This is a genomic window from Pseudorhodoplanes sp. (assembly GCA_032027085.1).
GTDB lineage: Bacteria > Pseudomonadota > Alphaproteobacteria > Rhizobiales > Xanthobacteraceae > Pseudorhodoplanes.
On the sequence record JAVSMS010000001.1, the window covers coordinates 81,696 to 103,452 of the forward strand.

General features: G+C 60.8%; 19 protein-coding genes and 1 pseudogene. 13 read left to right on the plus strand and 7 right to left on the minus strand.

All coding sequences use genetic code 11. The features are described 5' to 3' along the window. Nucleotides 1-118: 118 nt before the first annotated feature. The 3 genes and pseudogenes from carB to RO009_00440 all read left to right on the plus strand — a co-directional run bounded on the left by carB (nucleotide 119) and on the right by RO009_00440 (nucleotide 4,606). On the plus strand, nucleotides 119-3,400 hold the full coding sequence (gene carB, locus RO009_00430) for a carbamoyl-phosphate synthase large subunit (GenBank protein ID MDT3683495.1): 3,282 nt from the start codon (nucleotides 119-121) through the stop codon (nucleotides 3,398-3,400). Between the two features lie 151 nt (nucleotides 3,401-3,551). Continuing rightward, nucleotides 3,552-4,025 (plus strand): transcription elongation factor GreA, encoded by a 474-nt coding sequence (gene greA, locus RO009_00435; GenBank protein ID MDT3683496.1) that lies wholly within the window; start codon nucleotides 3,552-3,554, stop codon nucleotides 4,023-4,025. Between the two features lie 180 nt (nucleotides 4,026-4,205). Then, a pseudogene (locus RO009_00440) lies at nucleotides 4,206-4,606 on the plus strand (DoxX family protein). A gap of 520 nt (nucleotides 4,607-5,126) precedes the next feature. Here the strand turns inward: RO009_00440 and RO009_00445 are convergent. Both RO009_00445 and RO009_00450 read right to left on the minus strand, forming a co-directional pair. After that, a complete protein-coding gene (locus RO009_00445) occupies nucleotides 5,127-5,885 on the minus strand; it encodes a sulfite exporter TauE/SafE family protein (GenBank protein ID MDT3683497.1) in 759 nt (252 codons plus the stop codon). A 110-nt stretch (nucleotides 5,886-5,995) separates the two neighbouring features. After that, nucleotides 5,996-6,484 carry an Lrp/AsnC family transcriptional regulator gene (locus tag RO009_00450; protein MDT3683498.1) on the minus strand — a complete coding sequence of 163 codons (489 nt, stop codon included), beginning with the start codon at nucleotides 6,482-6,484 and terminating at the stop codon, nucleotides 5,996-5,998. A gap of 238 nt (nucleotides 6,485-6,722) precedes the next feature. Between RO009_00450 and trxB the strand changes: the two genes are divergently transcribed. From trxB to RO009_00470, 4 genes are all read left to right on the plus strand, one after another. After that, complete coding sequence (gene trxB, locus RO009_00455; GenBank protein MDT3683499.1) at nucleotides 6,723-7,688, plus strand: thioredoxin-disulfide reductase; 966 nt, start codon at nucleotides 6,723-6,725, stop codon at nucleotides 7,686-7,688. Nucleotides 7,689-7,726: 38 nt separating this feature from the next. Beyond that, the gene (locus RO009_00460; GenBank protein MDT3683500.1) at nucleotides 7,727-8,620 is read left to right on the plus strand and encodes a LysR family transcriptional regulator; all 894 of its coding nucleotides are present in this window, start codon (nucleotides 7,727-7,729) and stop codon (nucleotides 8,618-8,620) included. A gap of 476 nt (nucleotides 8,621-9,096) precedes the next feature. Beyond that, nucleotides 9,097-9,528 (plus strand): hypothetical protein, encoded by a 432-nt coding sequence (locus RO009_00465; GenBank protein ID MDT3683501.1) that lies wholly within the window; start codon nucleotides 9,097-9,099, stop codon nucleotides 9,526-9,528. Between the two features lie 12 nt (nucleotides 9,529-9,540). After that, nucleotides 9,541-10,020 (plus strand): DUF421 domain-containing protein, encoded by a 480-nt coding sequence (locus tag RO009_00470; GenBank protein ID MDT3683502.1) that lies wholly within the window; start codon nucleotides 9,541-9,543, stop codon nucleotides 10,018-10,020. Between the two features lie 11 nt (nucleotides 10,021-10,031). Here the strand turns inward: RO009_00470 and RO009_00475 are convergent, their stop codons facing one another. Further along, complete coding sequence (locus RO009_00475; GenBank protein ID MDT3683503.1) at nucleotides 10,032-10,637, minus strand: TetR/AcrR family transcriptional regulator; 606 nt, start codon at nucleotides 10,635-10,637, stop codon at nucleotides 10,032-10,034. Nucleotides 10,638-10,773: 136 nt separating this feature from the next. Between RO009_00475 and RO009_00480 the strand changes: the two genes are divergently transcribed. The 3 genes from RO009_00480 to RO009_00490 all read left to right on the plus strand — a co-directional run bounded on the left by RO009_00480 (nucleotide 10,774) and on the right by RO009_00490 (nucleotide 12,550). Continuing rightward, a complete protein-coding gene (locus tag RO009_00480; protein MDT3683504.1) occupies nucleotides 10,774-10,932 on the plus strand; it encodes a hypothetical protein in 159 nt (52 codons plus the stop codon). A 101-nt stretch (nucleotides 10,933-11,033) separates the two neighbouring features. Then, nucleotides 11,034-11,210 (plus strand): hypothetical protein, encoded by a 177-nt coding sequence (locus RO009_00485; GenBank protein MDT3683505.1) that lies wholly within the window; start codon nucleotides 11,034-11,036, stop codon nucleotides 11,208-11,210. Between the two features lie 248 nt (nucleotides 11,211-11,458). Continuing rightward, nucleotides 11,459-12,550 carry an alkene reductase gene (locus RO009_00490; protein MDT3683506.1) on the plus strand — a complete coding sequence of 364 codons (1,092 nt, stop codon included), beginning with the start codon at nucleotides 11,459-11,461 and terminating at the stop codon, nucleotides 12,548-12,550. Between the two features lie 64 nt (nucleotides 12,551-12,614). Here the strand turns inward: RO009_00490 and RO009_00495 are convergent, their stop codons facing one another. Further along, nucleotides 12,615-14,690, minus strand: coding sequence for an elongation factor G (locus tag RO009_00495; protein ID MDT3683507.1), 2,076 nt, complete (start codon nucleotides 14,688-14,690; stop codon nucleotides 12,615-12,617). Between the two features lie 140 nt (nucleotides 14,691-14,830). Beyond that, the gene (locus RO009_00500; GenBank protein MDT3683508.1) at nucleotides 14,831-15,460 is read right to left on the minus strand and encodes a class I SAM-dependent methyltransferase; all 630 of its coding nucleotides are present in this window, start codon (nucleotides 15,458-15,460) and stop codon (nucleotides 14,831-14,833) included. 157 nt (nucleotides 15,461-15,617) lie between these two features. Here RO009_00500 and RO009_00505 point away from each other — a divergent pair, with 157 nt between their 5' ends. Further along, nucleotides 15,618-16,778 (plus strand): OpgC domain-containing protein, encoded by a 1,161-nt coding sequence (locus RO009_00505; protein ID MDT3683509.1) that lies wholly within the window; start codon nucleotides 15,618-15,620, stop codon nucleotides 16,776-16,778. A gap of 110 nt (nucleotides 16,779-16,888) precedes the next feature. Here RO009_00505 and RO009_00510 read toward each other — a convergent pair whose 3' ends face one another. Continuing rightward, nucleotides 16,889-18,382 carry an FAD-linked oxidase C-terminal domain-containing protein gene (locus RO009_00510; GenBank protein ID MDT3683510.1) on the minus strand — a complete coding sequence of 498 codons (1,494 nt, stop codon included), beginning with the start codon at nucleotides 18,380-18,382 and terminating at the stop codon, nucleotides 16,889-16,891. Nucleotides 18,383-18,598: 216 nt separating this feature from the next. On the opposite strand from RO009_00510, the gene RO009_00515 reads away from it, so the two are divergent. Then, complete coding sequence (locus RO009_00515; GenBank protein ID MDT3683511.1) at nucleotides 18,599-19,429, plus strand: universal stress protein; 831 nt, start codon at nucleotides 18,599-18,601, stop codon at nucleotides 19,427-19,429. Between the two features lie 136 nt (nucleotides 19,430-19,565). Beyond that, a complete protein-coding gene (locus tag RO009_00520) occupies nucleotides 19,566-20,678 on the plus strand; it encodes a carboxylate-amine ligase (protein ID MDT3683512.1) in 1,113 nt (370 codons plus the stop codon). 6 nt (nucleotides 20,679-20,684) lie between these two features. On the opposite strand, the gene RO009_00525 is transcribed toward RO009_00520, so the two are convergent. Further along, complete coding sequence (locus RO009_00525) at nucleotides 20,685-21,716, minus strand: hypothetical protein (protein MDT3683513.1); 1,032 nt, start codon at nucleotides 21,714-21,716, stop codon at nucleotides 20,685-20,687. Nucleotides 21,717-21,757 lie beyond the last annotated feature (41 nt).

Genomic DNA, 21,757 nt, shown 5'->3' on the forward strand with positions numbered 1-21,757 from the left:
GGGTCCGGTCCACTCAATTCGGCCGCCGCCGACTTGAGCAGTGCGGATTGCCTGATCTCGGGTAAACCGAGCTCGGGTGGACCGTCCCGGAATGATGATCGAGTGGCAAGCGGAGCCGATGCCTAAACGAACAGACATCAAATCCATCCTGATCATCGGCGCCGGCCCGATTGTCATCGGGCAGGCCTGCGAGTTCGACTATTCCGGCACCCAGGCCTGCAAGGCGCTGAAGGAAGAAGGCTACCGGATCGTGCTGGTGAATTCGAACCCGGCGACGATCATGACCGACCCCGATCTCGCCGACGCCACCTATATCGAGCCGATCACGCCGGAGATCGTCGCCAAGATCATCGAAAAGGAACGCCCGGACGCCCTGTTGCCGACCATGGGCGGACAGACCGCGCTCAACTGCGCGCTGTCGCTCAAGAAGATGGGCGTGCTCGACAAGTTCAACGTGCAGATGATCGGCGCCACCGCGGAAGCCATCGACAAGGCGGAAGACCGCGAACTGTTCCGCGAGGCAATGGAGAAGATTGGCCTCAACACGCCGCGCTCGCATCATGTGAAGACGCTCGCCGACGCGCTGAAGGCGCTGGAAGACATCGGTCTGCCGGCGATCATCCGCCCGAGCTTCACGCTCGGCGGCACCGGCGGCGGCATCGCCTATAATCGGCAGGAATTCATCGACATCGTCGAAGGCGGAATCGACGCCTCGCCGACCAACGAGGTGCTGATCGAGGAATCGGTGCTCGGTTGGAAGGAATTCGAGATGGAGGTTGTTCGCGACAAGAACGACAACTGCATCATCATCTGCTCGATCGAGAATCTCGATCCGATGGGCGTGCATACCGGCGACTCGATCACCATCGCACCGGCCCTGACGCTGACCGACAAGGAATACCAGATCATGCGCGACGCCTCGATCGCGGTTTTGCGCGAGATCGGGGTGGAGACCGGCGGCTCGAACGTGCAGTTCGCGGTCAATCCGGAAAACGGTCGGCTGATCGTCATCGAGATGAATCCGCGCGTCTCGCGCTCGTCGGCACTGGCCTCGAAAGCGACCGGTTTCCCGATCGCGAAAGTCGCGGCCAAGCTCGCCGTCGGTTACACGCTGGACGAGATCGCCAACGACATCACCGGCGGCGCGACACCAGCCTCGTTCGAACCAACCATCGATTACATCGTCACCAAGATTCCGCGCTTCGCCTTCGAGAAATTCCCCGGCGCCGAGCCGCTCTTGACCACCTCAATGAAGTCGGTCGGTGAAGCGATGGCGATCGGCCGCACCTTCCAGGAATCCTTGCAGAAGGCCTTGCGCTCGATGGAGACCGGCCTCAACGGGCTCGACGAGATCGCCATTGAAGGCCTCGGCCAGGGCGACGACAAGAATGCGATCCGTGCCGCGCTCGGCACGCCGATGCCTGACCGCCTGCTGAAGGTCGCGCAGGCGATGCGGCTGGGGATTGATGATGAGCAGATCCATGCGAGCTGCAAGATCGATCCCTGGTTCCTGGCGCAGATCCGCGGCATCGTGGAGATGGAAGCGCAGATCAAGGCGAAAGGCCTGCCGGCGACGCCCGGCGCGCTGCGGCGCCTGAAGGCCATGGGGTTTTCGGATGCGCGGCTCGGCAAGCTCACCGGCCTTTCCGCCGACGATGTCAGCAAGAAGCGCCGCGCGCTCGATGTGCGGCCGGTCTACAAGCGCATCGACACCTGCGCGGCCGAGTTCGCTTCGCCCACCGCCTATATGTATTCGACCTATGAAGCGCCCTTTGCCGGCAAGCCGGTGAGCGAAGCCGCGCCCTCCGATCGCAAGAAAGTTGTCATCCTCGGCGGCGGCCCGAACCGCATCGGACAGGGCATCGAATTCGACTATTGCTGCTGTCACGCCTGCTTCGCACTCGACGAAGCCGGCTATGAGACCATCATGATCAACTGCAATCCGGAAACGGTGTCGACCGACTACGACACCTCGGATCGCCTGTATTTCGAACCGCTGACCGCGGAAGACGTGATCGAGATTATCGATGTCGAGCGCTCAAAAGGCACGCTTCACGGCGTGATCGTGCAGTTCGGCGGGCAGACGCCATTGAAACTCGCCGAAGCGCTTGAGAAGGCGCATGTGCCCATCCTCGGCACCTCGCCCGACGCCATCGATCTGGCGGAAGACCGCGACCGCTTCAAGACCCTGCTCGACAAGCTCGGGCTGAAGCAGCCGCAGAACGCCATCGCAACCTCGCCGAAGGAAGCGCGCACCATCGCCGAGCAGATGGGCTTTCCGATCGTGATCCGTCCGTCTTACGTGCTGGGCGGACGCGCGATGGAGATCGTGCACGACACCCATCAGCTCGACCGCTATCTGGCGCGGCTGGCGGGCGATCTCGACCGGCCCTCCGAACTCGTGGTGTCGAAGAAGCGCCCGCTCCTGCTCGACCGCTATCTCTCGGATGCGATCGAAGTCGACGTCGATTGTCTCGCCGATGGCAAGGACGCCTTCATCGCCGGCATCATGGAGCATATCGAGGAGGCCGGCATCCATTCCGGCGACTCCGCCTGCGCACTGCCGCCGCATTCACTCGATCAGAAGACGATCGCCGAACTGGAGCGCCAGACCAGGGCGCTGGCGCTGGCGCTGAATGTCGGCGGGCTGATGAACGTGCAATACGCGATCAAGAATTCCGACGTGTACGTGCTGGAGGTCAATCCGCGCGCCTCGCGCACCGTGCCCTTTGTCGCCAAGGTCGTGGGCTGGCCAGTCGCCAAGGTCGCGTCCCGTATCATGGCGGGTGAGACGCTGAAGGATTTCAACCTTAAGCCGGCAAAAATTGACCATGTCGGGGTGAAAGAAGCCGTTTTTCCCTTCGCCCGCTTCCCCGGCGTCGACACCGTGCTGGGGCCGGAAATGAAATCGACCGGTGAAGTGATGGGATTGGACAGGTCTTTTGCCATCGCCTTCGCCAAGAGCCAGCTCGGCGCCGGTTCCCGGGTCCCGCGATCCGGGACGGTTTTCGTGTCGGTGCGGGATGCCGACAAGCCTCGGATCCTTGATTCGCTGCGGCTTCTGATCGATTTGGGCTTCAAGGTGATCGCAACGTCCGGCACCCTGCGCTACCTGACCGAAAAGGGGCTTCCGGCCACCAAGATCAATAAAGTGCTGGAAGGACGCCCACATATCGTGGACGCCATCAAAAACGGCGAGGTTCAGCTCGTTTTCAACACCACCGAGGGGGCGGAGGCCTTGAAGGATTCCAAGTCCCTCCGAGCCGCTGCCCTCTTGCATAAAGTGCCTTACTACACCACTCTTTCCGGAGCCGTCGCCGCGGCGCAAGGAATTAAAGCCTTCCTCGGGGGCGACCTCGAGGTGAGAGCGCTGCAGAGCTATTTCGGCGGCCGGAACTGAAACTTCACGACGTTCCGGCAGTTGGTGACGGTTGTTTTTGGACAAGGGTTTTGGTCGCGTGCCGTCGTAATCCGCCGGCCTGCGATCAGACCCTTTGTCTCTTTCTCCCGGCGTCACTGTTCCGGCGCGCCGGGCTGGAGGTTGAAAGACGATGGAAAAGATTCCGATGACCGCGGCGGGTTATACCGCGCTCGAAAAAGAATTGAAGCACTGCCAGCAGGTGGAGCGTCCTCGCATCATCCAGCAGATCACCGAGGCGCGCACGCACGGGGATCTCTCGGAGAATGCCGAGTATCACGCCGCCAAGGAGCAGCAATCGCTGAATGAAGGCCGCATCGCCGAACTTGAGGACAAGCTCGCGCGCGCCGAAGTGATCGACGTCTCCAAGCTGTCGGGCGACACCGTCAAGTTCGGCGCCACCGTGACGCTGATCGACGAAGACACCGAGGAGAAAAGGGTGTGGCAGATCGTCGGCGAACCGGAAGCAGACGCCAAGTCGGGCCGCATCTCCATCGCCTCGCCACTGGCGCGCGCCCTGATCGGCAAGGCCAAAGGCGCGAGCGTGGAAGTGGTCACGCCCGGCGGAGCCAAGGCCTATGAAGTAAAGAAGGTAGAGTGGCGCTGACAACTACTCTCTTGGTTGAAGAAAAATCGCCGGGCCTTCGCCCGGCGATTTTTTTGTGCATTGGCTTTCACCACACGCAGTTGTGATCCGAGAGCGTTGTCACATAGGTGACCGAACTGCCGTTGCATGAAATGCGTGCCGGTCAACAATCAGGGACTCAAAGAGCGATGATTTCACGGGATGGCAATAAACGACATTTGCGCGGTATGGGTACCGCGCCTGTTGAGCGTTCTTCGGATCATGTCCGGGCTGCTGTTCCTGCAGCACGGGACGGCAAAGTTCCTTGGCATTCCGTACATCCAGCAGATGGCGAACTTCCGGCCTTCAGTCTGAGCTGGATTGCAGGGATTATCGAACTTATCGGCGGGGTGCTGCTGGTCATCGGCCTGTTCACCCGGCCGGTTGCGTTCCTCGCATCCGGCATGACGGCCTTTGCCTATTTCATCGCGCATGCGCCGCGCGGATTTTACCCGATCGCCAATGCCGGCGAACTCGCGGTCCTCTACTGCTTCGTGTTCCTTTACATCGCCGCCGCAGGCGCCGGACCCTGGAGTTTCGACGCCATCTTGAAACGGAAGTAAGGGCAACAGACATCGCACGCTGATCGCCGGGCCAACGCCCGGCGATTTTCGCTCGGGCGCTCAGTGCGCATTTTGGTAATCCACGGAAAATGGTAACTCGCTGAACTTCAATTGATTGTGTTCGAATCGCTAAACCAAAGGCATCGTCCAAACTCTTGATCGCGTCATAACGCGCCCACACATGGCTAGCCTGTGAGCGCCGCATCTCGATCGATCAGGAGCGTAAAAAATGACAGGAAGATTGACTCTCGCTTCCGCTTTTGTCGTTTTGATCCTTGCTGGCACGTCGGGCGCGCAAACACGAACCGTTGGCGACTACAGTGCGCAAGCATACACGGCACGCGCACAGGCAGTTATTATACGAAGCCCGCAAACGTCGCGTCCGAGTATGAAAACGCGCAGCTCGACGCGGCCCGTCTACATCCCGCGTCAGGCGGATATTTATCAGGGCTATCCCCAAGTCAACATTCAGTGACAGACTTTCGGGGTCGAAAGCAGCGCCAAAGATCGGCTGTTATCGTCAACCGCGCAAAAAGAAGATAACCGACAGGGCGACACCGACCAGCACCACCACGATGCGCACCCAGATGTCCGGCACCTTGCGCGCCACCACGATTCCAAAATAACCGCCGAAAATCGCGCCGGCGATGGTCACCAGCGCCTGCGGCCAATGCACCAGGCCGCCCCAGACGAACAGGATCACCGCCACCGCCTGCGCCAGCATGCAGATGATGTTCTTGGTGGCATTGGCGCGATGGAAATCGCCGTCCTGGATCACGGCGAGCGTGGCCAGGACCATGATCCCCTGACCGGCGCCAAAGAAGCCGCCATAGATCGCGACAAGTCCCATCAACAAATAGGCGATTGCGCGGGCGTAACGCGCACCCGTCTGCGTGAAGCGCGCGGTGAATGTCTTGATCCTGCCGCTGAATGCGAAGGTCAGGGTGGCAAAGGCAAGCAGCCACGGCACCGTCGGACGAAAGCCCTCGTCGCCAATTCCGATCAGCAGCAACGCGCCGGCCACCCCGCCGGCAATGCCGATCAGCGCGAAGGGAATGACTTCGCGGAGCCGCTCACGTGTCTCTTTCCAGTAGGCCGCCGCGGTCGCAAAGCTTCCCGGAACAAAGCCCACCGCCGTGGTCGCATTGGCGTCCAGTGTCGACATGCCGAAAGCGACCATCAGTGGAAATGAAAAGAACGTGCCGCCACCGGCCACTGCGTTCGCCACGCCGCCGGCAAAACCCGCCAAGGCGAGCAGAACGATTTCCAGAATTGTCATGAGTCCCCGCCTCAACGGCGTCATAGGCACGATCGGCAGGGCCAGCGCAAGCCGGCGCACCACATTGCCGACATGCATCCGAGGCGGGAGCGGTGAAGGGGCTTATGGAATCAGGATGCGCTGCGTCCGGCCTGCGCCTGCATCGGCACCATTGCCTCGTCCTTCGCGTTACGCAACGTCAGCGACGTCTTCACATTGCGAACATGTGGCGCAGCGGTCAGGTCATTCACCAGCGCCTGAAACGTTTTCAGATCGGGCGCCACGCATTTCAGAATGAAGTCGATTTCACCCGACAGCATCCAGCATTCACGCACCAGCGGCTGTTCGCGCACAAAGGCTTCGAAGGCATTGAGATCCGCATCAGCTTGGCTCGACAGATGCACCATGGCGAAGGCGACGACTTCGTAGCCGAGGCGCTTCTCGTCCAGCAGGGCTCGGTAGCCGCGGATATAGCCTGCCTCCTCCAAGGCGCGCACCCGCCGCAGGCATGGCGGCGCGGAAATGCCGACCCGGCGGGATAGTTCCACATTGGTCATGCGGCCGTCCGCCTGCAGTTCCGTGAGAATTTTCAGGTCAATAGCATCCAGGCGGGCCAGCATGCGGCCACCTCGCGTGTCGTTGGAAAGGCTCGACCATACCCTGAAAGGGTGGCCGCACGAAAGATTATTGCGCGCCTCCCCGGAGTCCGGCGGAATTATGGAGTGAACAGCGCCGGACGGAGGGGTTGCATTACTTGCATAGCTCCGGCAGATGCCTAAATTCAAAGCCGCACGACGTCCCCCAAGGCCATAAGACCGCTTCGGCTGCGTGCCGGCCTTCAGCGGCACGGAAATCCACATGAGCAAGCCTGCCCACGCGAAAGTCGTCATCATTGGCTCAGGTCCCGCCGGCTATACGGCAGCGATCTATGCCGCACGGGCGATGCTGGAGCCGGTATTGATCCAAGGCATCCAGCCCGGGGGCCAGCTCACCATCACGACCGACGTGGAAAATTACCCGGGCTTCGCCGATGTCATCCAGGGTCCCTGGTTGATGGAGCAGATGCAGAAGCAGGCCGAACATGTCGGCACCAAGATCGTAACCGACCATGTCAACGATCTCGATGTCTCGAGCCGGCCCTTCCGCCTGACGCTGGATTCCGGCGAGGTCTATCTCGCCGATACGGTGGTCCTCGCGACTGGCGCGCAGGCGCGCTGGCTCGGTCTGCCCTCGGAGGAGAAGTTCAAGGGCTACGGCGTCTCGGCCTGCGCCACCTGCGACGGTTTTTTCTATCGCAACAAGGAAGTCATTGTGGTCGGTGGCGGCAACACCGCGGTCGAGGAAGCTCTGTTCCTGACCAACTTCGCCTCCAAGGTGATCGTGGTCCATCGCCGCGACCATTTCCGCGCCGAGAAAATCCTGCAGGACCGCCTGTTCAAGAATTCGAAAATCGAAGTGATCTGGGACACGGTGCTGGATGACATCACCGGCACCCAGGATCCGATGAAGGTCACGACGGTCAGGTTGAAAAACATCAAAACCAATGCCGTGACCGAGCGGGCGATCGACGGGGTCTTCATCGCCATCGGCCATTCGCCGTCGACAGAACTGGTCCAGGGCAAGGTCGAGATGAAACCGTCCGGCTACGTCGCGACCAAGCCCTTCTCGACAGCGACCTCAGTGCCCGGCCTCTTCGCCGCGGGCGACGTCACCGACGACGTCTACCGGCAGGCCGTCACCGCTGCGGGCATGGGCTGCATGGCGGCGCTCGAAGCCGAGCGCTTCATTGCCGCGCATGCCGAACAGCGCGCGGCTGCAGAATAGGCGACGCTGCGATGCAGATGCACCGGATCGGGTCCACAATGGACTGGGACAAGCTGAAGGTCTTCCACGCAGCCGCGGAAGCCGGCAGCTTCACGCATGCCGGCGAACAGCTGGGGCTGTCACAATCGGCGGTGTCCCGGCAAGTCAGCGCACTTGAACAGGCGCTGTCAGTGTCGCTCTTTCATCGCCATGCGCGCGGGTTGATCCTGACCGAACAGGGGGAACTACTCTACCGCACCGCGCATGATGTGTTCATGAAGCTGGAAGCCGCACGCGCGAAGCTGACCGACAGCCGTGAACGCCCGAACGGCGACCTGAAAGTGACGACCACGATCGGCCTGGGCACGCATTGGCTGACGCCAAAACTCGGCGAGTTCATCGACCTCTATCCGGATATCCGGATCTCGCTGATCACCACCGATGAAGAACTCGACCTCGCCATGCGCGAGGCCGATGTGGCAATCCGGCTGCGCCAGCCGACGCAGCCGGACCTGATCCAGCGCAAATTGTTTTCCGTGCATTTCCATGCCTATGCATCGCCGGAATATCTCAAGCGCTTCGGCACGCCGCGCGAAGTCGCCGATCTCGATCACCACCGCATCCTTCAACTCGGCGGCAGCAACATTCCCACCTTCCTACAGAATCGGAACTGGCTGCTGGAAGTGGGCCGCAATGGCAAAGGCGCGCGCGCGCCGTTGCTGGTCCTCAACAATATTCTCGGCCTCCTGCGCGCATGTCAGCGCGGACTCGGCGTTGCGCTGCTACCGGACTACCTTGTTGAAGAAGAACAGGGCCTCGTGCAATTGCTCGCGCAAAACGATCCGATCGCGCTGGATGCCTATTTCGTGTATCCGGAAGAGTTGAAATCTGTCGCGCGCGTGCAGGTTTTCAGAGATTTTCTTGTCTCGAAAGCGCAACGCTGGAATTTCTAATTCGTTTCATTGTGCATCGATGGCGATGCGCAAGACTTGCGACGGCCGCATGGCTGACATTCATCTACCCGCGTTGCGTGTGACGGTTGAACACCGCATAGTTTGTGACGGCACTGGTTGTGAGCGGTCTTCGAATCCTCCCAGATCGCGGTCTTCTCGCAGTCAGTGGTTCCCCTCTGGAAGGTGACAGCCGGCCTCCCGCGCCGGCGAATACTGCAACGCCGGGCCGCCCCCACGGCCCGGCATTTTCTTGCCTGCATTCACGGTTTCTTGCTGCATTCACGTTGCGTGTGAATTGCTCAGACATGTTGTGTGAATTGCCAAGACGACCATAGCCATCGGCAATGATCGGTATCGTGGAACCGCGCCGCGTAACCGCACATTTCCACATGTTAGCCGTGTTTTTCCGGCACGCTGCAAAAATGCCGGGGCAGCTTCCAATCCAGGAAGATACGCGTTTTCAAACGCGATCATGGATGGCTGAACGAATCGGCTGGGGCATCCTCACTCTTTTCGTGGTCCTGGCGCTGCTTGGCGCTTTTTCCAACGGCGTTCTGAGTTCAGCGCGCGCCGAGCGCGAGGGCGTGCCGCTGACGATCGACTATGAGCGGTTCCAGCGGAAAACCGCTCTGACCCGCTTCGCAATCCATCTGCCGCGGCAGGGGCAGGAGGAAATCTGGCTACAATTCAATCGCGCGCTGCTAGCGACCTATGAAGTCGAATCCATCCAGCCGCAGCCGGCCCGCGCCACCACCAACGCCAGCGGGATCGGCCTGTTCTTCGACACCTATGACGGCGAAGATCTCCTGGTGGTGATCTGGGCGCGTCCACGCCGTTTCGGCGCGGTCACGCTTGAGGTAACGCGCGTACCGCAAACCCTGCCGATCTCGATCCTCATCTATCCATGAGTGGCCTCCGCCATGGACAGCGTCATCAATGCCGCCATCATCTATGTCTTTCTCTGGATCATTATCCGCATTACCGGCCGGCGCACGATGGGGCAGTTGACGGCCTTCGAGCTGGTGCTGTTTCTCATCATCGGCGGCGCGACCCAGCGCGCGCTCGTGGGCCAGGATTACTCGCTGACGAATGCGATCATCGTTGTGACGACGCTGGTCACGCTGGAGATCGCCGTCTCACTGATTGAACGGCGCTCGAAAGTCTTCAGCCGCATCGTCCGCGGCGTTCCGCTGATTGTGGTGGAGAATGGACGCCCGCTGGCGCGGCGGCTTTATCGCGCACGCATCAGCGAGGAGGACGTTCTGGAAGCGGCCAGACGACACCATGGGCTGACCAGGATGGATGAGGTGAAGTTTGCAATCCTCGAGGCCAGCGGAGAGATTTCCATCGTCCCCGAACGCAAGAGCAAGCGCGCAAGCGTGAGCGCAAAGGCCAACTAGGCGGGGCGCCCCTATTTCGAATGCGCGTCGATCAGGGCCTGGCCGGCACGCACGAATTGATCGGCGGGACCGTTGCGGCCGGTGGCCTGCGTGCAGACGAGCGCGCCTTCCAGCAGCATGAAAAGCTGATCCGCCAAGAGCTCCGGCTGCTCGATCTTGGCGGCGCGGCATAGTTCTACAAGTCGATCTCGCGACTTCTGCTTGCACTGCTCGATCACGCAGCGCGCCGGATGGTCTTTTTCCGGCAATTCCACCGCTGCATTGGCGATGGCGCAGCCGCGCGATTTCGGGTCGGCGACTTGCTGGGCGACCTCGTGGAGCCAGGCCTGAAGCTGACCCTTTGGATCGGCCGCGTGCTCCCTGCACAGCTTCTGCCAAACGGCGTCCTTTTCGCCCCAGAGCCGGCGCAGGTATTCCGCCACCAACTCATCCTTGGAGGCGAAATGCCGGTACAAGGTCATCTTGTTGGTGCCGGCCGCTTCCGCGATGGCATCGACCCCCACAGCGCGGATGCCATGCCGGTAAAACAGATCGCAGGCAGCCGCCAGGATGCGCTCGCGCGGCGGGATGCGCTGTGCGCCTTCCATTTCTGAAGATTTTTCAGCGGTTGGGTTCATCGCAGCCATCAAAGTCGAATTAGCACTTGACAGGGGTGTTACCGGTCAGTACCTATCTAACCATGTTACTGACCGGTAACACCCCTCCTCCGGGATGTCACGCACAAAATTACCGGCCGACCTGCTGGAGATTAACATGATCAAGATTCCCCCGATGACAAGCGACGACTGCCGGGAGAGCACCGCCTCGTTTGACCACGGCACAGATCGCCTGGAACCGACCCGGCCGCTCAACGCACGCGACCGCTGCCCCAACCCCATCCTGCAACTGCCGATCCTGAGCCCAGGGTTTTGAGCCGCGGCTGGTGCCGGATGCTTCGTGCATGACCTGAGGAAGCGGCGCGAAGACGAAAACGGGTCTGGGACCGACTGAATGGAATGAAAAGGAATTGAACGATGAATGTCTGCCGAAGCGATTTGACCCTGACCGAAGCCCTGTCCGACCCGATCATTGGTGCGGTCATGGACGCCGATGGCGTCGACCGCGACGAACTCAAGCAATCGCTCATCTCGCTCGCGCAGACGATCGGCCTTAAGCGCAAAGGGTCGCGCACCAGTCTTTGCTGCGAGTGAGCCGGAACTGAATTCGGAATGACGTGGCAAATGCTGCGCCACGTTGGCGCCGGACGGTCTCCCCTTTCCTGCCCCCTTAGCGGGGAGCTGTCCGGCGCAACACTTTCGATAGCGACGCAAAGTTTGCGCGCTTCTTCTTCCACCAGGCTGCCCTAACAGCCTGTCTCGCGCCGGGCGGCATTCCGTCGTCGTCCCATAACGCGGAAAGCCGCCCGGTGCTTCATCATCAATACGCCAGGAGCGTCGTCATGAACGTTCAGACTGCAAATCTGCAAGGAACCAAGACTGAAGGGCCACTTTTGTCTCCCTACAAACTCGGCGATCTCGATCTGAAGAACCGCATGGTGATGGCGCCGATGACGCGCAGCCGCGCGCTGGATGGCAATATCCCCAATCCGCTCGCGACGGAATATTATGTTCAGCGAGCAGGCGCCGGCCTCATCGTCACAGAAGCGACGCAGGTCAGCCCGCAGGGCGTCGGCTATATCCGCACGCCAGGGATTCATTCCGCCGAACAAATCGCCGGCTGGAGGAAAATCACCGACGCGGTGCATCAGGCGGGCGGAAAGATTTTCCTGCAGCTCTGGCATGTCGGCCGCATCTCGCATCCGGATTTCCATGGCGGCGCGCTGCCCGTGGCGCCGTCCGCCATTGCAGCCAAGGGCACGGTCTTCACGGCGCAGGGACCAAAGGACATGGTGACTCCGCGCGCGCTGGAATTGAGCGAAATCCCCGGCATTGTTGAACAGTTTCGCCAGGGTGCGGAAAACGCCAAGGCGGCGGGCTTTGACGGCGTCGAAATGCATGGCGCGAACGGCTATCTGCTTGACCAATTCACTCGCGACGGCAGCAACAAGCGCACGGATGCTTATGGCGGCGTGATCGAAAATCGGGCGCGTTTGCCGCTCGAAATCACCGATGCCGCGGTTAGCGTCTGGGGTAAGGACCGTGTCGGTTATCGCATCTCGCCGACGGGCGCCTACAACGACATGGCCGATTCCGGCCCGGCTGCTACCTTCTCCTATCTGAGCGAACAGCTCAGCAGGCGGGGGATCGGCTATCTGCACGTGACCGAACCGGCCGACACGCCGAACCGGGTCTCGCCTTTGCTGCGGAAGGTCTTCAAAGGCACCTATATCGTGAATGGCGGCTACAATGCCGAAACCGGAAATGCCGCAATCATGAGCGGCGAAGCCGATCTTGTCGCCTTCGGCGTGGCGTTCCTCGCCAACCCCGATCTGCCGATTCGTTTCGCACGGAATGCACCGCTGAACGCGCCGGACCCGGCGACGTTCTATGCCGGCGAAGAGAAGGGATTTACCGACTATCCCTCGTTGTGAGTGGCGTCGGCGTAAAAAAAGCAGGCGGAGCCAAAAGGATCCGCCTGCTTTGCTTTCGCGATCGCTATTCCGCCGCCCGCCGTGCCGCGACGATCTGGTCGGCGGTGCGGCCGGTCAATTCGGCCATGTGGTCGAACTTGAAGCTAAAAGTGCCAACGCCCGCGGTGCCCGATCTGATCTCGACGATGAGATCGCCGATTTCCGATTCCGGCATCAAGGCGCGTACGCAGTCCCAGCCCGGCCAGCCATCGCGGGTGTCGAAGCCCAGGATCTGCCCGCGCCGCGACGACAGAATTGCATTCATGCGCGCGGTGGCGTCGGTCGGACAGACGATCTCAACCATGTGGATCGGCTCAAGCAGCACCGGCTGACAATGCGGCAAGGCCTCCACCACGCCGATGCGGCCGGCGGTGCGGAAGGCCTGATCCGATGAATCCACCGTGTGATAACTGCCGTCGACCAGCGTGACGGAAATGTCGACCACCGGGAAGCCAAGCGGACCTTCCTTTAGGCCGTCGATGACGCCCTCCTCCACTGATGGAATGTAATTGCGCGGCACGACGCCGCCGGTGATCTTTTCGGCGAAGGAAAAGCCCTCGCCGCGCGGCAGTGGTTTGATGTCCAGCACCACATCGCCGAACTGTCCGTGCCCGCCGGACTGTTTCTTGTGCCGGCCACGTTGCTGGATCGGCTTGCGGATGGTCTCGCGATAGCCGACGCTGGGCCGTCGTTTTTCGATGGCGATGCCGAAGCGGTCGGCGAGGCGCTCGGCCGCCACGCGCAGGTGCATCTCGCCCTGCCCCCACAGCACGACCTCATGCGCATCAGGATTATGCACAATGGTGATGGAGGGGTCTTCCTCCTGCATCTTGTTGAGCGACTGGCCGAGCTTGACGTCGTCCTTGCGTTCGGCGGCGGAGACCGCGATCGCCAGCACCGGGGGATAAGGGCTCACATCGGCGATCGGCGCATGCGCTTCCTTGCCGGCGGTCAGAGTTTCTCCGGTCCGCGCGTAATCGAGCTTGCCGAGGCCGACAGTCTCGCCGGCCTTGGCTGGCCCGCGCTTGTCCATCTGCTGTCCCATCAACTTCAACACACCTGACACGCGGCCGACTTCGCGTTCCGGCGTGATGAATGTCGTGCCGTCTCCGGCCTGTCCCGCCAGGATACGGGCAACCGACAGTTTGCCGCCATGGGCGGTGTGCCAGGTCTTCAGCACATAGGCGATGGCATCTGCGTTTTTCGCCTTGATGCCAAGCCGTTTCACCGTTGCTTCGACATTGGGCGCCTCGTGGCGCAGCGCCTTCAGGAGCCGCAGCACGCCGTTGGTGCGGATGGCGGAGCCGATCAGCACCGGACAGACCTGGCCCTCGCGCAATTCCTTGGACAGGTCATCGAACACCTTGTCACGCGGCGGCGGAATGTCTTCCAGCAGCTGTTCCATCAGCTCGTCATCATGATCGGCGAGCGTCTCCAGCATGGTGAAGCGCGCAGTCTTCTCGCGCTCCAGATCCTCGCCGCTCAGCTCAATCACCTCGGAGGCAGTGTATTCCTTGTAGACATGCGCGCGTTCCAGCGCGAGATCGACGAAACCGGTGACGATGCCGTTCTTCCAGATTGGAATCTGCCGCAGCAATAACGGAACGCGCGACGCCGGCTGCAACAATTGCAGGGTTTCGCGCAGGCGCTTGTCGACCTTGTCGATCTTGTTGAGAAACAGGAAATGCGGGATTTTCAGTTCTTCGAGTTCGCGCAGCACCAGCTGCAATTGCGGGATTTTCTTTTCGTCCGCTTCGCAGACCACCACCGCGGCATCCACCGCCGGCAATGCCGCGCGCATGTCGTGAAGAAACTCGACTGATCCCGGACAATCAATTAAGGTATAGCTGTCGCCCATGAAGCTGGTTGTGGCGACTGACAGTTCCACTCCCATGCGGTGATCGCGTGCCTCTTTCGAGCCGTCGCCGACGGTCGAACCTGCGTCCACGCTGCCTTGCCGCTGGATCGCACCGGTTCGCGCGAGAATGGCCTCCAGCAGGGTCGTTTTGCCGCTCTGAAAGGGGCCCACCAGCGCAATACACCGGGGACCCGACGGTCTTGTGCCGTTGGAGTTTACGCCGTTCGCATTCCCTGCCGCCATGAACGCCTCCTTTTGGCAAGGCGCCTGACGCAAGAGCCGGATATCTCCGGCCACAAGTCAGACGCCGGAGACGCTATCGTCCTCCCGGATTATGGCCTTGGCAAGAGGAACCGGGCCGATAACCACTGCGGGGCCAAAAATCATGCCCGAGCAATCACCAATTGGTAGTCACGATGAATGATGCGGTATTGGCCCGCAATCGCTTTCAGGAAGGCATCAATGCCGGATTTCGGCCGCTCGCTGTCATCGTTCATGAGATCCCAGGCGTAGTCATCGAAGATCACTATTCCGCCGGGCGCCATCAGCGACCAAGTCAGCACCGCATCGCTATAGACATCGACGGCATAGTGACTTCCGTCGATATAGGCGATGTCGAACCGCCGCCCTGCAACGCCAAGTCGTGGTAAAACAGCGCCGGACGGGCCCTTCATTTTCTCCACGCGCCTGCCAAATGCCGCGACATTGCTGTCGAACCGCGCTTCGATGCCGGGAAGCAAGGCCGCGAAATAATCGTCCTGATGATGCTCGATATTCCCGCCGAATGTATCGACGCAGACGAGGTGACATTGCGGGAGGTAGTTCAGGAAGAACAGGGCCGAGCGGCCTTCCCAAGATCCAATTTCCAGCACTCGCGCGGGCCGGTCGCGATAGTCCTCAAGCACGTCGAGCCAGAGCGGAATCCGGTTGGTGGTCCAGTCGCAGGAAAAATCTTTTCCGTCGTACCATCCGGCGATATCGGTTTCGCTGGCAAGCGCGGCTGACTGATCCATTGTCGTTCCCCGTTCTGCAGCCGATGAAACAATAATAATTATGAATGAAAGTTCCCAAAAAAGGCGTCCTCAAGGCCTTTTGCGGGAACTTGTTTTCGGCCCACACGTTCGCGCACAACGGTGCCGGCTCCCCCGCCGGCGCAAAAGGCTTTGCGCCATGCCGCCCGCAACCACATCGCATCGCGACCTGCGACTGGACTTCTTCCGCGGGATCGCGCTGTGGCTGATCTTCGTCGATCACATTCCTCACAACGTCGTAAACTGGTTCACTGTCCGCAATTACGGGTTCAGCGACGCGGCGGAAATCTTCGTGTTCATCTCGGGCTATACCGCCGCCTATGTCTATGCGCGGGCAATGCGGGAGCGCGGCTTCGTCACCGCCGCCCTGCGCATTCTCAAGCGGGTATGGCAGCTCTATGTGGCGCAGATTTTTCTGCTCGTGATCTTCTTTGCCCAGATCAGCTACGTCGCCCGAACTTTTGAAAATCCGCTTTTTGCCGAGGAAATGAATGTGGTCGAGTTGCTGCAGCAGCCCGAGGCAACCCTGCCGCACGCTATGCTCCTGCAGTTCAACCCGGCCAACATGGACATTCTGCCGGTCTACATCGTGCTGCTGCTCGCATTTCCGCCGGTGCTGTGGTGCATGCTGCACGCGCCTTCGGTCACGCTCACGGCATCGCTTGCGCTGTATGTGGCCGCGTCGCAATTCGGATGGAATTTTCCGTCATTTCCCGCCGGCTACTGGGTGATCAACCCGTTGTGCTGGCAGCTCTTGTTTTTCTTCGGCGCCTGGTGCGCGGTGCAAGGCAGCGGACGACTGGCGCCGCTCGTGCACTCGCCCGTCATTCTCGTGGCGGCCGCCCTCTATCTGCTTTTTGCCTTCCTCGTAGTGCTGAGCTGGTATCGCCCCTGGCTTGCCGCCTACAAGCCGGACTGGTTGCATGCCTTCCTCTATCCGATCGACAAGACCAATCTCGATGTGCTGCGACTTGCGCATTTTCTGGCGCTCGCGGTCATCACCGTCCGGCTGATCCCCCGCGACTGGACCGCATTTCAGTCGCCCGTGCTGCTGCCAGCGATCGTGTGCGGGCAGCATTCGCTGGAAATTTTCTGCCTCGGCATATTTCTGTCATTTGCGGCACACTTTGTGCTCACGGAAATAGCCGGGCAAGTGCCCATGCAAATTCTGATGAGCGCCGCCGGAATCGCGATCATGTGCGGTGTGGCCGCACTCATCAGCTGGTACGAGATGATCGAGCGCCGCTACGGAGCGCAGGAACGGCCTCAGGATGCCGACATTGCCGGCGGCAGTGTGTAGCCGTGCGGCGCATGATCGGCGAAGTGGAGTTCACTCCGCCGAAGGTACGCCACGTTAATAAATTGGCGCGCGATTGGAGGCAAAACCGGCACCTACTTTTGCTGATCGCGCTAGAATCGCGGAATATCCGGAAACGCCACTTTCCCCGCGCGCACATGCATGCGGCCAAGCTCGGCGCAGCGGTTCAGTTGCGGGAAGACCTTGCCCGGATTGAGCAGACCTTCTGAATCGAAGGCGCACTTCAGTCGCTGCTGCTGGTTGAGATCGATTTCCGAGAACATCACCGGCATCAGATCACGCTTCTCCACGCCAACGCCGTGTTCTCCGGTCAGGACCCCGCCAACTTCCACACAAAGTCTGAGAATGTCGGAGCCGAAGGCTTCCGCGCGGTCGAGTTCGCCTTCCTTGTTGGCGTCGTACAGGATGAGCGGGTGCAGATTGCCGTCGCCGGCGTGGAACACATTGGCGACCTGCAGGCCATATTTCTCGCTCATCTCCCGCATGCGCGAGAGAACCAAGGGCAGCCGGGCGCGCGGGATGGTGCCGTCCATGCAATAGTAATCCGGCGAGATGCGCCCGGCGGCCGGAAACGCGGCCTTGCGTCCGGCCCAGAACAGCAGACGCTCATCCTCGTTCCGCGACGCGCGGCACGTCGTTGCCCGGCAGTCGTGGGCAATCTTCTCCACGCGCGCGATGAGATGATCGACTTCGGCCTGACCGCCGTCCAGTTCGACGATCAGCAGCGCCTCGACATCCAGCGGATAACCGGCATGCACGAATTCCTCGACCGCATGGATGGCCGGACGATCCATCATTTCCATCCCACCTGGAATGATGCCGGCGCCGATGATGCGCCCGACGCATTCGCCGGCATCTTCGGACGTGTTGAACCCGACCAGCAGCGCCCGCGCAGTTTCCGGCTTCTTCAGGATACGGACGGTGATTTCCGTCACCACCCCAAGCAGGCCTTCCGAGCCGGTGATGATGCCCAGGAGATCATAGCCCCCGGCATCGAGATGCCGCCCGCCGATGCGCAGAATTTCGCCCGTGATCAGGACGAGCTCGCAGCCGAGCACATTGTTGGTGGTCATGCCGTATTTCAGGCAATGCACGCCGCCGGAATTTTCAGCAATATTGCCGCCGATGGTGCAGGCGATCTGCGAGGACGGATCGGGCGCATAATAGAAGCCCCGCTCCTCCACCGCCTGGCTGACCCCGAGATTGGTGACACCGGGCTCCCCCACCACCACGCGGTTGTCGTAGTCGATCTCGCGGATGCGGCTGAACTTGGCCATGCCAAGCAGGACCCCGTCCGCCAGCGGCAAGGCGCCGCCGGACAGCGACGTCCCGGCGCCGCGGGGGACGACCTTGATCCTGTTTTCGTAACAATAGCGCAGCACGTCCGAGACCTGCTGCGTGGTCGAGGGCAGCACTACCACCATGGGCAATTGCCGATAGGCGGTCAGCCCATCCGACTCGTAGGGCCGCATCTCGTTTGCGGTTGCGATCACGCCCTCGCCCGGCACGATCGCCCGCAAGGCGCGTACGATCTCCTCGCGACGCGACAGCACGTTCTGATCTGCAGGCGGCATCTGAACGGACATCGGAGAACTCCTGCCGGCAGGATAGGCGATGCTGTGGGAAATTGAAAACCAACCCGGACAGCGCTGTTTGGCTAGGGCCGCAAAAACCAGTAGATTACCGGCCTGCCACACGGGGTCGCCTGCGGATAGGCGTTCAATTGACCCAAATCAATTGTTACCGACCCTATCGATCTAGAGTATCTGTTGGAAGCCGTGAGAACGGATGGGAGCATTGCGATGATCAAGGATATCGTTGTTAATTTGTCGCCGGGTGCCACGCGCGATGTCGCCGCACATTATGCGGTGTCGATCGCCGAGGCGTGCGGCGCGCATGTTGCCGGCATCGCCTTTGCCTATGATCCGGTTCTCCCGGCCAGCGTAATGGGCGGCATTTCGGCGGACGTTTTCGATGTCCAGCGGCGCGAAAATGAAAAAATGGCGCATGCCGTGATCGAGCAATTCGAATCGGCGGCCAAGCGTGCGGGGGTGTCCGCCGAATCGCAGATGCTCACTGCGACTATTGCCGGCGCCGCCGACATGTTCGCCGCTCTTGCCCGCCGCTTCGATATTGCCGTTGTGTCGCAGGTCACACCCGACACGATCGCGCCGGATGAGTTGCTGATGGAAGCCGCTCTGTTCGAAAGCGGGCGACCGCTGGTGATCGTGCCCTATATCCAGAAAGACCCGATCAAGCTCGACCGCGTCATCTGCTGCTGGGACGGCAGCCGCACCGCCGCACGCGCGATCGGCGATGCCATGCCGCTGCTGCGAAAGTCGAAGGCGATCGATCTCGTGATCGTCGGCAAGGGCAAGATGAATGAGAAAGAATTGACCGGCGCCGATATGGGCGCACATCTGGCCCGGCACGGATTGAAGGTCGACGTCAAGCGCATCCCCGCGGCCGATGTTGATGTCGCCAATGTGGTCCTGTCCTACGCCGCCGATTCCGGCGCGGAATTCATCGTCATGGGCGGCTACGGCCACTCGCGCCTTCGCGAATATATTCTCGGCGGGGCGACCCGCGGCATTCTCGGCTCCATGACGGTCCCGGTCTTGATGTCGCACTGATCATCCTGCCGTTATTCCGGCGTTTTCGAAAGGGAACCTTTTCGCGACGGACGGCGTTACCTAGCGCCGTCATTTCGGGGGAATCGTCCGCGTCCGCGGACGGACGACGCCAAGACTCGCGCGAAGAGGCAATCGGATGACCGCTCCCTACTCGTTCGGGATCGAGGAGGAATATTTCCTTGTCGACGCGGACACGAAATTCGTCACGCGCGCAATGCCGCAGGGTTTCCTGAAGGCCGCCAAGGCGGCGCTGGACGGCAAGGTCACCGGCGAATTCCTGCAATCCCAGATCGAGGTGGTCAGCGCCCCGCAAACCGATATGGGCGAGGCGCGCGCTGAACTGCGCGCCTTGCGCATGGCACTGGCGGCCATTGCCGCCGAGCACAAACTCGCAATCATGGCGTCGGGCACGCACCCTACGGCGGTTTGGGAGCGTTCGCAGCAGACGGAAGGGCGCCGCTACGACACGGTGATGGACGACCTGCAGATGATCGGCCGCCGCAACATGCTGTGCGGGCTGCATGTGCATGTGGAGTTGCCCGATCCCGCGCAGCGCATCGACGTGATGATGCGAATGCTGCCCTATCTGCCGCTGTTTATCGCGCTCTCCACCTCCTCCCCGTTCTGGCGATCGCAACCGACCGGCCTTAAGGGATATCGTCTCGCCGCCTATGACGAATTACCGCGCACCGGCATTCCCGAATTGTTTCGCACCCAGGCGGAATTCGATTCCTATATAGACGCGCTGGTGCGGGCGGGGGTTATGCCCGATTCAAGCTATATCTGGTGGGCCATCCGCCCGTCCCTCAAGCATCCGACGCTGGAATTGCGGGCACCGGATTGTTGCACCGATGTCGAACACAGCATCGCCATTGCCGCGCTTTATCGGACGCTCACACGATTCCTGGTGCGCCACGCGGAGCGCAACTGGTCCATGAACGCGGTGACCCGTGCGATCATTGTCGAGAACAAGTGGCGGGCGCAGCGTTACGGCGTGAACGGCACGTTCGTGAAGATCGAAGGCGACGGATCGATCACGGTCGCGCATATGCTCGACCGCGTTATTGCTGACATCACGCCGGATGCAAAGGATCTGGGCTGCCTCGACGAGGTACTGCGCTGCCTGACCATCGTATCGAACGGCACCTCGGCCGACCGCCAGCTTGCCATTTTCAGGCCGCACGAGGACAATCCGGTGCCTGGCCTGCGCGCCGCAATCGACTGGATCGCGAAAGCGACGCTGCAATAGCGCGCTTCAGCGATTGAAGGCATAGGTCAGACCGCCGCCCACGAAGTAGCTGGTTTGGCCTGAAAAGCCTATGGTCGCCGGTGAACCAGTGAATGTGAAGAACTGGTCGGGCGCAAAATGTGGACTGACAATGCCGGGCACCCGGCTATCCCATTCAACGCCGCCAAAAGCTCTGATCTGGACCTGCGATGCCGGAATGAAAATGAATTGAACCTGTGCCGCCGGCACAATGGCCCAAGTATGCTCGGATGTGTCGATGAAGGTTGCGAGCAAGGGTCCGCCCACAAGATCAGCAAGCATATCGTTACCGGCCAAACTCGCACGGCGATGTACAACTGCCACCGTTCCGCTCACGCCGAATTCAAACATCGTCGCGATCGGCATCGTAGCGCTCATGCCGAGTTTGATTCCGAGATCACTCCATTTCAATTTTGTATACGAATTATAAACCTCGAATGAATCGAGTTGCGTCAGCGTCTGACGTACGCGGACCGTGCCGGTGACAACCTCGATCGACGGCGTAAACGTCACACTGCCAATCTGCAAATCGCTTGCGGCATTGATACCGAAACGCCATCCGGAATAGTCGGTAGCCAGATTGGTCCAGTATTCACAGCCGCAGCCAAAGAATAGCGTGCCGTCCAGCCACATCTGTATGGGAGCAGAAGTGGTGGCATAGGCGGTTTGCGTTGCGTCGGCGCGAATGTACCCGCCGGTTAGCCCAATTCGGAGATTCGATCCAAGTATTGCGGGAAAATTACCCTCAGGGAGCACAAAACCAATACCGCCATTGATCGCCTGACCGGTCACGCGCGGCTTGAAGGCTTGTATAGGCCCAAGATCCGTAAATGTAACAGGGTCGGCCGTATGCACGCCGAGTGAGTAGGTCGGGAGATTAATACTGCGGTGGGAGCCATCGACCCAAAAAAAGACGCCGTTCGCACTCACAGACGCAGTGGGTGACAATCCCTGCGCCGCCGCAATGCCGGCTTGCATCGCCAAGGCCGCGACAGCCGCACGACAAAATATTCTGCCCATTATGCCCGGTCCCATCCCGCCATCAAAATATTGCGGAAACG